The sequence below is a fragment of the Lonsdalea britannica genome, from assembly GCF_946477055.1.
GTDB classification, from domain to species: domain Bacteria; phylum Pseudomonadota; class Gammaproteobacteria; order Enterobacterales; family Enterobacteriaceae; genus Lonsdalea; species Lonsdalea britannica_A.
The window spans coordinates 1-10,915 of the sequence record NZ_CAMKXG010000111.1; the positions used below are offsets into that span (position 1 = coordinate 1).

A 10,915-nucleotide genomic window follows, 5' to 3' on the forward strand; every position below is an offset into this window, starting at 1 on the left:
GATATCGTCACCTACCCGTTGATTCAGTACGCCGGGGCGAATCCGTTGCCGAGTACGGTGGATCTGTTTATCAATGGCTACAAGGCCAGCAGCACCTCGTTGAATTCCGGCCCATTTACGCTCACCAACGTGCCCTATATCAATGGCGCGGGGGAAGCGACGGTCATCACGACCGATGCGCTGGGTCGACAAGTTTCCACCAGCGTCCCCTTCTATGTATCCAACGCCCTGCTACGCAAAGGGCTGGATGATTTCGATATGTCTCTCGGGGTTTTACGCCGCAACTATGGCGTGAAAGATGCGGATTACGGTCAGGCGGCGGCCAGCGGTATTTATCGTCGCGGCCTGACGGACTGGCTAACCCTGTCGAGCCATCTGGAGACCTCGGAAAACCTGCTGTTGGGCGGCGTGGGCGGCGATCTCGCCATAGGCCATTGGGGCACGCTGAGCAGCGCCTACAGCCATAGTCAGGACAACGGTCAGGGCGAGCAATTCGTCGTCGGCTACTCCTATTATGCGAATACGATGGGCATCGCGGCGCAGCATGCCGAACGCAGCAACAACTATCAGGATTTAAGCGTGGCCTCCAGTGGCGGCCATCTCAGTAAACAGTCCGATCAGATGACCTTAAGTACCGCGCCGTTTGGACGCGGCAACGGCACGTTAGGGCTGGGCTACTTCGACATTCGCGCTTATGACGACACCCGGACTCGTCTGGCCAACCTCTCCTACAGCTGGTCGATTTGGGACAAGGCCAGCATGTATTTGTCCTTGAATAAAACCATCGGGAGCCACGGCTACGGCGCGCTCCTCCAAATGATCGTTCCGCTGGACAACGGGATGTCCGCAACCGCCAGCGTGCAGAAGAATTCGATAGGCGAATACACCGAGCGCGTGTCGATGACGCGCACCACGCCGACAGACGGCGGTATCGGCTGGAACGTCGCCTACTCGGGCGGCGACAACCACGATCAGCAGGCCAGCCTGACCTGGAAAACACAGCGGGCAACCTATCAGGCAGGCATGTACGGCACGACCTCCGCTTACAACTACTGGGGCGATCTCAGCGGTTCCGTGCTGTATATGGACAACACGTTTTTCGCGGCCAACAAGATTAACGACGCCTTTATCGTCGTCAGCACCGACGGCTATCCCGATGTTCCCGTTAAATATGAAAACCAGCAGGTCGGCACAACTAGCAATACCGGTCACATCCTTGTGCCTTGGGTTAGCGCCTATTATCCGGCTCGCGTCGAAATCGATGCGCTGGAACTCCCTTTGGGCATTGATGCCCCCGAGGCCGAACGACGCGTTGCCGTCAAGGAAGGCAGCGGCGCGCTGGTGAGATTCAGCGTCCGACAGGTTCATTCGGTCAATCTCAATCTGGTGGACGACAAAAAAGCGGCGCTGCCGGTCGGCTCTTACGTCACGGATACCGTCAGCGGACAAACCGCCATCGTTGGCTATGACGGTCAGGTGTTCATGGAGCAGGTGACGCCGCATATCAAACTGCGCGTTCAGCGTTCAGACAGCGGCATCTGTGTATTGAATCTCGATTTACCGGACAACAAGCCGGGCATCGCCATTCTGGGAGAGAAAGTGTGTACAGCTACAGGAACGAGGGCGGATACCGCGTCTTCGAAGGATCAATAACATGACTATGTTTCGGTTATTTATGATGCTGTTGTTGGGGATATCGGGCCTGTCCACGGCCTATGCAGGCTGTAGCTCATCATCCAGCAGCTCGACATTCGGCTCCATCAGTTCGTTTGCGCTCGCCAGCAGCGCGCAAACGGTGCAATCCGGCAGCGGGTTCATCTGCTCCGGTAGCCTGCTGTCGCTGATCAGCACCAACACCGTGACCGCCACGATTGCGTCTACCAGCAACGCCTCCGGCGCCACGCCGCGGTTGTATAACGCCAGTACCGGTGAATACATCCCCTATACCATTTGCCAGGACTCCGGCTGCAGCGCCACCTACCCGATTGGGGATACCATCAAATGGAGTAGTACCACGCTGCTTGGATTGTTAGGGCTGTTCAATTCCAGCGACGGCACCTTGCCCATCTATCTAAGGACGTCGACAGGCGCCAATGTCGCCGCCGGTACTTACACCGACAACATCACGCTGTCCTGGTACTACAAAATCTGTTTTGTCGGGGTTTTAGGTATCTGCGCCTATACCACGGGGACAGACGCCTCCGTCGTTCCGGTCTCCATGGTGGTCACCAACGACTGCTATATCGACAGCGCGCCGGACGTGAATTTCGGCACTCAGGCGCTTCCCAGCAGTTTTGCCACCATCAGCAATGCGCTCAGCGTGCGGTGTACGCGCAACGCCACCTACACCGTCGACCTCACCAGCCTGAATGCCAGCAGCGGCAGCTGGCGTCAGATGAACGCGCTCATCAACGGCTCGACCTACGCATTGCAATATCAGTTCTACCGATCGGACGGCACTGCGTGGACCAGCGATAATGACTACGGCGCCACGGGCTCAGGAAATTCGCAAAGCATCAGCTACACCGCGAAGATCAATCCAAATCAGAGCAATGTCCCCGCGGGATCTTACAGCGACACGGTAACGGTGACCGTGACCTATTAGTCGAGCAAAGTAAGGCGGACCAGAGCCGGTCAGCCTTGCTCTCATCGACTATTGGCCCGGATGCTGCTCCAGCCATTTTTGCATCTGTTCGATCTCCGGTTGCTGCGCCTTGATGATGTCTTCCGCCAGTTTACGCAGCTCAGGATCTTTGCCGAATTTCAGCTGTGTCTTCGCCATCGCGATCGCGCCCTGATGGTGTGCGATCATGCCTTGTGCAAAGGCGACGTCCGGATTCTGAGTCGACATGCTTTTCATCATATCGCGATGCATGTTTTCCATATCTTGCTGATAAGCCTGCTCGAAACCCGTTGAATGCGGGGTCTTGTGGTTTCCATCGTGCGTGCTTTCAGCCGCCAGTACGCTCAACGGCGCCAGAAGAAAACCAACTAACAGCCAGTGACGATGCTTCATCATCTGCTACCTCATCATGGTGGGGGGGAAGAGAAAACATACCCCTTTCATCGGGGGAAAGGTCAAGACGCACCGCACGGAAATGCCGACGGTAGCGCGTAAAAATCGTCGTCACACGGAGAAACGATGGGACGACAGACGATAAAAAACCGCCGGGTGACAGTCAGAGCCACTCCGGCGGTTAACGGGCCGATGATTATTGTTCGGCTTTAGGCGCATGGTCTGGCTTAGGTGCGTGTTCGCCTTTCGCCAGACGCTTTTCAAAGTTCGCGTTGAACTGTTTTTTCTGTTCCGGCGTCAGCACGTTATAAATCTTGTTCTGCGTTTCAAGATGTTTCAGCGTACGCGCCTTGCTGGCCTCTTCCATCTTGTCTACCAGGCTTTCGGCTTTGGCCGCATCGAAGCTGTCGGCTGCGATGACGTCATGCATTGCGGTGCGATCTTCTGGCGCTGGACGAGGCGTATCTTTACGAGCGCTCTCCATGATGTCATGAATTTTCTGCTTCTGGTCTGCGGTCAGGTTCAGGCCCTTGAACATCATGCCATGTTCCTTACCTTCGCCCGGTCCATGATGTTTCATCATGTGCTCGCCATGCGGCACCGCCGGTTTGCTGTCCTGTGCGTTAGCAAAACCAGCCGCGCCAAACGCCAGTGCGGAAGCAATCACGATAGCGGTTAATTTAGACATAGACTCCCCTCATATTTGGTTTATCAGCATTAATGCTGTTCATCATTCGTTGTCAGGGATGAGTATAGGTCACGGAATTTAAGGTAATGAGAGTAAGGGTAAAACTTTGAAAGGACCGTCGGCGAAAATATCGCCATTTGTGGGCAAAACGACAATATTACGTAAGCAAACATGAAGATTAACAGCGCAATGCGGAGTTTAAACACAGTGGGGATAAAGGAGAGCGCCTGACGCCTCTCCTTTATCCTGTCAGGGCAAAGACTGACAGAATGCCTCTGCGTCTTTGGCCAGCGCATCGATATGAGTACGGATGACATTGACCTTCTGCAACAGAGGGTTTCGTTCCGGCGAAGCGCTAACCGAATTCATCCGCGCCACCAGCGTTTCTATCTGCTCTCTCAGTTCCGCTTCCTGCTCCCGGGCCAGCATCAACTGCGCATTGAGCTGTTGAACGTGCTCGTGCCAACGCTGCTGTTGTTGCTGCACGCTGGACTCCAGCGCCTGCAGCGCGCTGTCCAGTCGCGCTTCCCACTCATCAATACACATAGAGATTCCTTTGCCTGAATATCCAGCGAATTATAATGACAGTCTCACTTGACCACAAATCGCCCCATTCAGGTTTAGGCTACGTTAAATCAGACTAGCGGCGTTTAGCGGCGCTTTTGATGGCGCGCAGCACGACAAATTTCGGATTGCTGGCAATGGTTTCGCAATTGCCAAACATACGCTTGAGCTTCTGAAAATAGTTCAGGTGGCGATTTCCGATAATCCGCAGTTCCCCACCGACGCTGAGACAACGCTTCGCATCGGTGAACATCTGCCAGGCGATATCGCCCGAGATCGCCTGCTGCTGATGAAACGGCGGGTTGCACAGCACAGCCTGAAGACTCCCGTCGGCGATCCCGGCCAGCGAGTTATTGACCGCAAACTCGCAGCGGTCAAGATCCTGTGGTCGATTCAGCTCCACGTTCTTCCGGCTCGAAGCCACCGCCATATAAGACTCATCCAGGAAGCTGATGGTGGCCTGAGGATTCAGATCAAGGGCCGTCAGTCCCACGACACCGTTGCCGCAGCCCAGATCGACCACCTTGCCTTCCAACTCTTGCGGTAAATGCTGCATAAAGAGTCGCGCGCCGATATCCAGCCCGCCGCGCGCAAAGACATTGGCGTGGTTAGCTATCTGGAAACCATTTTCAGGCACCGGCCATTCCGTCAGCGGCAGGCGGTCACTCGGTTCCCGACCGTCAGGCTGGCAATGAATCAAACGCGCTTTTTTCCAGGCCAGAGACGTCTTCGTCGGGCCCAGAATCTGTTCGAACAACGCGAGCGTCGAGGTATGAATGTCGCGCGCCTTCGCCCCGGCAATGACGACCGTCTGCGGCGTCACCACGTGACTGAGCATCCGCAGTTGGTGTTCCAACAGCGCCAGCGTCTTCGGGACTTTAATCACGACCAGCGCCGGAGAGGCGGGCAGATCGGACAGGCTATCCAGCAGCGTGACCCCCTCGACGTCAAAACCGTTCTGCGCCAAATTATGCCGTGTCGCCAGCTGGCTGAGGTACGAATCGCTGATGCAGCAAGGCGATTGCGCCTGCAATCCACAGGCCAGCGCGCCGAACGCATCATTGAAAATCAGTCGGGGTCCGTCGCCTAACGGCATGTCCGCCAGTTCGCGCAACAGATATTCGTCGGCCGCTTCCCAGGCCTGCAGTGCGGTCTCCTGAGCCGAAAGGGGATAGCGCACCAGCGTTAAGGTGCTCGTTTCCAGATCGAGTTGGCTCATAGCCTCTCCTGTTAAAATGCAAATTTGCGCTGTTTATCCCCTAAAAGAACGCGGCAGTAAATGCTTTTCTCACATTGGTTTTTTATCAGTCGAATACAGCGGGGGACGGCGTAGCTGTGCTCCATCGGACAACGGGCGATATCGGTTTGACCGGGGTCAATATTTCACCTATCTTTAGTCACGCAAAGGGGAGTAACTTCTTCGCCGGTCAGTCGTCATTACAGTGCACTTGCACTCGGTTACCGGGCAACCTTAATGCGTACGCACATTAAGTTGTAAGTGAGACCTTGCCGGAAGGCGAGGTCCATTTGTGAATAATGTGCACAAACGGCCCACGCCTTACGACGTGGGCCGTTTTGTTTTCACACTTTAAGGATATGAACTATGGCTTCCATAGGCACACCGTGGTTATGGGGCAGCTTTGCTGCCATTGTAGTGGTCATGCTGGCTATCGACCTTTTCTCTCAGGGGAAAAAAGGGTCGACGGTCATGACATTCAAGCAGGCGGCCAGTTGGTCCATCGTGTGGATCACGATGGCCGTGCTGTTCAACGCCGGTTTCTGGTGGTATCTCAACAGCACGATGGGACGCGAGATAGCCGACGCACAAGCGCTGGCCTTCTTTACCGGGTATCTGATTGAAAAAGCGCTGGCGGTCGATAACGTCTTCGTCTGGCTGATGCTGTTCAGTTACTTCTCCATCCCCGCGCAGTATCAGCGCCGCGTGCTGATTTTCGGTGTCCTGGGCGCCATCGTGCTGCGCACCATCATGGTGTTCGCGGGCAGTTGGCTGGTCACGCAGTTCCAGTGGTTGCTGTATATCTTCGGCGCATTCTTGCTGTTTACCGGCGTCAAAATGGCGATGGCGAAAGAAGACGACGCGGCGGTCGGCGACAAGCCGGTGGTACGCTGGCTGCGCAAACATCTGCGGATGACTGACACCCTGCAAGGCGAGCGTTTCTTCAGCCGCCAGAACGGCGTGCTTTATGCCACGCCGCTGTTCCTGGTGCTGATCATGGTGGAAATCAGCGACGTGATTTTCGCGGTGGACAGTATCCCGGCGATCTTCGCGGTGACGACAGATCCCTTTATCGTACTGACCTCCAACCTCTTTGCCATTCTGGGACTTCGCGCCATGTACTTCCTGTTGTCCGGCGTGGCTGAGAAGTTCTCACTGCTGAAGTACGGTCTGGCGGTGATCTTGATCTTCATCGGGGTCAAAATGATGCTGATCGATCTCTTCCATATCCCGGTATCGTTGTCGCTCGGCATCGTGGCGGCAATACTGTTGGTGACCATACTGATCAATATTTGGGTCAATCGACGAGCGGCACGCTAACCTCGTCGACATCATTTTTACGGCCCTGAACACAACGCCCGGTAAATACCTTACCGGGCGTTCTCTTTTTTAATATTATCGCCAGGCTTGTCTATACTGTGCCTGTTTATGGTCTTTTTGCCGGCCGTACATCATCGCAACAATAGGAAAAAAAGGTCATAAAACGTCGATTTCTGTCAGTAAGTGTAAAATATGACTGTATCCACGATTATCGCGGCTAAAACCGCGAATTATCTGACTTTTATCGCTGATATTTCCCTATCTCAGCCCTACCTATTTTGTTACAGTTATGGCGTTTTTTTATGTTTATCGGTAGCAGATTGGGCAAAACCCCTGAAACAGGATGTCAGTCATTTTAACGCGCCATCATTCTACGGCTGCGATGACCATCCTCTGTATTGCCGTCGTCGATTCAGGCATTCCTGCCTGGGGTCGTTCGAATAATAAAATCAATAAATAACGCGTCATCGAGCAACGTTTCCTTGCCGATGCATTAGGCTAAACCTGCTTCTCGCCGAAAGAAGCCCTTTTGGCGCAAAATCACGCGATACCAGCAGGATTTGAAACTTACAGTGACCTATTGCCGTTCATTGGGGGCAGAGAATTTCTCCCCATGCCGCAGTACAGGAATACCAGATGGAAATGATTAAAGAGCTTCTTAACGCACTCTGGCACCAAAACTTCGACATTCTCGCCAACCCCAAGCTGGTCTGGACGATTTACGGGCTACTGTTCCTGATCCTCGTTCTGGAAAACGGTTTGCTGCCCGCCGCCTTTCTACCCGGCGACAGTCTGCTGATTCTCGTCGGCGTCCTCATCGCCAAAGGCACCATGAACTACCCTTTTACCATCGCTCTGTTGACCACGGCGGCAAGCCTGGGATGCTGGATGAGCTATCTGCAAGGCAAGTGGCTCGGTAATACGAAGCTGGTGCAAAGTTGGCTTTCTCACCTGCCGGTGCATTACCACCAAAGAGCGCACCAGTTGTTCCACCGTCACGGCCTGTCGGCATTGCTGATTGCGCGTTTCCTGGCTTTTATCCGGACGCTGTTGCCCACGATCGCCGGGCTCTCCGGGCTGAATAACGCCCGCTTCCAGTTCTTTAACTGGATGAGCGCTTTCCTGTGGGTCATCATTTTGGTTTCTCTCGGCTATGCGCTGGGAAATACGCCGGTCTTTCGCAAGTACGAAGGCCAGCTGATGTTTTTCCTGATGATGTTGCCGCTGGTATTGCTCTGCGTCGGATTAGTGGGATCATTGGTTGTACTCTGGCGCAAGAAGCGCGCCGTTAATAGTGGAAAAGGACATTAAGACATGGTGAGCCGCTGGCTGAAAAACAAGCCCGTCTGGCGTCTACTGTTGATGCTGTTGCCCGTCATTATCATGGTCACGTCATCCCGCCATACGCCCGATGAAGTCACGCTGCATATCAGCCCGCAGCGTCAGGGCGCCGCGCTTCCGGATGGATTCTATATTTACCAACGCCTCAGTGAGCGCGGCATTGGTATTGAAAGCATTATCCCCGCGCAGGACAGCATCGTGGTGCGACTGTCTTGTCCGGAACAAAGCCGAGACGCGCGCGATGTGCTGCGTACGGTGCTGCCGCAGGTCAATGTCGTGACTCAGATAGCGAAAAGCGGCCAGCCCGCGCAGAAGTACTCCCCACCGCCATCGTCTCATTTGGGATAATCCCTCGGGGTTATCTCACCGCGTCCCCTTTTCCACCGTTGCGGCGCATTTATCGCAATCGACGCAAAGGGTTACCGCACGCCAATAGAAATATCGTCTATAGTTGAATATCAGCTTTCATAACATTAGGGAGTTTTGCTATGTCTCGTGAATCCAATTCAGAACAGCAACTGCGTGAAGAATTACGATCTCTGGGCGACACGCTCGAAGAAGTGCTGCGTAGCTCCAGCGAAAAATCCAAAGGTGACCTGGAAAAACTGCGCGAAAAAGCGGAAGGCGTCCTGCAAGAATCCCGTTCACGCCTGAATGAAACCGGTGAACGCATCAAAGCTCACACGCGTGAAGCGACCGGACAGGCTGAAGATTATATTCGTGAAAAACCCTGGGCTGGCGTTGGAATTGGCGCGGCCGTCGGCCTCGTCGTCGGCATTCTGCTCGCACGTCGTTAATCGCTATGAGTAATCAAGAACGCCAAGGCCCCGCCATCGCCTGCGTCGCAACGGTGAAACGCATCATCACCCTGCTCGCGGGAATGGTTGAAACGCGGGTCAAGCTCGCCGTCGTCGAGCTTGAACAAGAGAAGAGTAATCTGGTCCAGCTGCTGCTTTTGGTAGGGCTAACCCTGATATTCACCACTTTTGGTCTGATGTGTCTGATTGCACTGGTGATTTGGAGCCTGGAACCTGAGTATCGCCTGCTAGGGCTCTGCTGGATAACCGGCATCCTGCTGGGACTGGCGGTTATCGGTGGTCTCTGGGCACTGTTGCGCGCACGTCGCACCACGCTGCTGAAAGAGACCCGCAAAGAGCTGGCTAACGATCGGGCGCTGCTGGAGGAAAAGCTGAAGTGAGCCGTAAACGGTATCTGGCACAGGAAAAAGCGCGACTGGTGAGCCTCATCCACCAGCAACGCATTGAACTGGTCTCGGAAAAAAGGCAGTGGCTTGAAGCGACTGAACCGTGCGATCGCTATTGGCAAAAACTCGTCGGCATGCGTCATTATCTGATGGCTGGCGCTGGGCTTGTCGCCGTCGTCAGTCTCCGACGCCCCGGCCGTCTGCTGAAGGTCGCCCGTAAGGCCGCAGGCGTTTGGGGCGCGATAAAGCTGGTCCGTAACATTCTCCCACGCCCCTAGCTCATAAAGACGTAGCCATACCCTCTCAGGTATGGCTTTTTTATGCCTTCACCTTGAAATCAATTTAATTGAACAAAAAAGACAATTTTACTTGCTGTCTTACTTTCCCCTCCCCCTCTAATATCATCCTCAACCGTCACACACGGCTAAAAATTCGATTAATTATTGATAGTTAATCATCATGAGCGTGCTGAATCGCACGATGCCGACCGGAGAGAGAGTTGATGAAAAAATCAGACAATGTCCTGATATTAGTTGCCCGTATCCTGATGCCAATACTGTTCATTTACGCCGGTTACGGCAAGCTGGGCGACGCCTATGCCGGCACCCAGCAATATATGCAGGCGATGGGTGTCCCTGGCGCATTGCTGCCCCTGACGATTCTTCTGGAGCTGGGGGGCGGGCTGGCCATTCTCTTTGGTTTCCTCACTCGCACCGTCGCGATTTCGACAGCGATATTTACGCTGCTTACCGCGCTTATTTTCCACCACGACTTTGCACAGGCAGGTAATGAGCTGATGTTTATGAAAAACCTGTCCATCACCGGCGGTTATCTGCTGCTGTTCGTGACCGGTCCCGGCGCTTTCAGCCTCGACCGCCTGCTGAATAAGCAGTGGTAATACCCGATACAGGCATGCTGTACTGATTCCAACCGGCCGTGTGGAAGCTCAACGACACGGCCATCAAACCGCTCCGCGCAGGCGGGTGGAACTCAAGAAATAGCCGATATAACCTGGCGTTCAGCGCGATACCACTTTGGGGAGGAGAGCACGATGGGACAATTAGTTGAAGGGCAATGGCACGACATCTGGTATGACACCTCGTCGACGGGCGGACATTTTCAGCGCCCGCAAACCTCATTCCGCCATTGGGTGACGCCTGATGGCCGCCCCGGCCCCAGCGGCGAAGGCGGATTCCGCGCAGAGCCTGGGCGCTATCACCTGTACGTTTCGCTTGCCTGTCCGTGGGCGCACCGAGCTCTGCTGCTACGCAAACTGAAGGGATTAGAAACGCACATCGGCGTCTCGGTGGTGCATCCTCTGATGCTGGAACACGGCTGGACGTTCGCGACCGATTTCCCGGCAACCACCGGCGACAGACTCTATCAACACAGCTACCTTTATCAGCTATACCTGCACGCCAAACCAGACTACAGCGGCCGCGTGACCGTGCCGGTGTTGTGGGACACGCAGCAACAAACCATCGTCAGTAACGAGTCGGCGGATATTATCCGCATGCTGAACAGCGCGTTTGACGACGTGGGGGC

At 54.7% G+C, this 10,915-nt stretch carries 13 protein-coding genes and 1 pseudogene; 10 read left to right on the forward strand and 4 right to left on the reverse strand.

Annotated elements, in window-relative coordinates; genetic code table 11:
• On the forward strand, positions 1–1,653 hold a 1,653-nt coding region (locus tag Q7O77_RS09285), incomplete at its 5' end, for a fimbria/pilus outer membrane usher protein (protein ID WP_304166127.1).
• A gap of 1 nt (position 1,654) precedes the next feature.
• A complete protein-coding gene (locus tag Q7O77_RS09290) occupies positions 1,655–2,605 on the forward strand; it encodes a spore coat protein U domain-containing protein (protein ID WP_304166130.1) in 951 nt (316 codons plus the stop codon).
• Positions 2,606–2,653: 48 nt separating this feature from the next.
• Here Q7O77_RS09290 and Q7O77_RS09295 read toward each other — a convergent pair whose 3' ends face one another.
• From Q7O77_RS09295 to rlmG, 4 genes are all read right to left on the reverse strand, one after another.
• Positions 2,654–3,016: a DUF305 domain-containing protein gene (locus Q7O77_RS09295; RefSeq protein ID WP_304166157.1), complete on the reverse strand. Its 363-nt coding sequence runs from the start codon at positions 3,014–3,016 to the stop codon at positions 2,654–2,656.
• A gap of 196 nt (positions 3,017–3,212) precedes the next feature.
• On the reverse strand, positions 3,213–3,704 hold the full coding sequence (gene spy / locus Q7O77_RS09300; RefSeq protein WP_304166133.1) for an ATP-independent periplasmic protein-refolding chaperone Spy: 492 nt from the start codon (positions 3,702–3,704) through the stop codon (positions 3,213–3,215).
• Between the two features lie 249 nt (positions 3,705–3,953).
• Positions 3,954–4,250 carry a hypothetical protein gene (locus Q7O77_RS09305; RefSeq protein ID WP_304166136.1) on the reverse strand — a complete coding sequence of 99 codons (297 nt, stop codon included), beginning with the start codon at positions 4,248–4,250 and terminating at the stop codon, positions 3,954–3,956.
• A 94-nt stretch (positions 4,251–4,344) separates the two neighbouring features.
• Positions 4,345–5,487 carry a 23S rRNA (guanine(1835)-N(2))-methyltransferase RlmG gene (gene rlmG / locus Q7O77_RS09310; protein ID WP_304166137.1) on the reverse strand — a complete coding sequence of 381 codons (1,143 nt, stop codon included), beginning with the start codon at positions 5,485–5,487 and terminating at the stop codon, positions 4,345–4,347.
• Positions 5,488–5,871: 384 nt separating this feature from the next.
• Here rlmG and Q7O77_RS09315 point away from each other — a divergent pair, with 384 nt between their 5' ends.
• From Q7O77_RS09315 to Q7O77_RS09350, 8 genes and pseudogenes are all read left to right on the forward strand, one after another.
• Positions 5,872–6,825: a TerC family protein gene (locus Q7O77_RS09315; protein WP_304166139.1), complete on the forward strand. Its 954-nt coding sequence runs from the start codon at positions 5,872–5,874 to the stop codon at positions 6,823–6,825.
• A gap of 636 nt (positions 6,826–7,461) precedes the next feature.
• The gene (locus tag Q7O77_RS09320) at positions 7,462–8,136 is read left to right on the forward strand and encodes a DedA family protein (protein ID WP_304166141.1); all 675 of its coding nucleotides are present in this window, start codon (positions 7,462–7,464) and stop codon (positions 8,134–8,136) included.
• Positions 8,137–8,139: 3 nt separating this feature from the next.
• Entirely contained in the window at positions 8,140–8,514 is a 375-nt protein-coding gene (gene mzrA, locus Q7O77_RS09325) for an EnvZ/OmpR regulon moderator MzrA (protein ID WP_304166143.1), read from the forward strand.
• 140 nt (positions 8,515–8,654) lie between these two features.
• Positions 8,655–8,963, forward strand: coding sequence for a YqjD family protein (locus tag Q7O77_RS09330; RefSeq protein ID WP_026742057.1), 309 nt, complete (start codon positions 8,655–8,657; stop codon positions 8,961–8,963).
• Positions 8,964–8,968: 5 nt separating this feature from the next.
• On the forward strand, positions 8,969–9,364 hold the full coding sequence (locus tag Q7O77_RS09335) for a phage holin family protein (RefSeq protein WP_304166147.1): 396 nt from the start codon (positions 8,969–8,971) through the stop codon (positions 9,362–9,364).
• Positions 9,361–9,648 (forward strand): YqjK-like family protein, encoded by a 288-nt coding sequence (locus tag Q7O77_RS09340; RefSeq protein ID WP_304166150.1) that lies wholly within the window; start codon positions 9,361–9,363, stop codon positions 9,646–9,648. The genes Q7O77_RS09335 and Q7O77_RS09340 overlap by 4 nt, the downstream gene beginning before the upstream one ends.
• A gap of 224 nt (positions 9,649–9,872) precedes the next feature.
• On the forward strand, positions 9,873–10,268 hold the full coding sequence (locus tag Q7O77_RS09345; RefSeq protein ID WP_094118246.1) for a DoxX family protein: 396 nt from the start codon (positions 9,873–9,875) through the stop codon (positions 10,266–10,268).
• A 153-nt stretch (positions 10,269–10,421) separates the two neighbouring features.
• Positions 10,422–10,915, forward strand: a pseudogene (locus Q7O77_RS09350) (glutathione S-transferase N-terminal domain-containing protein); the annotation flags it as partial.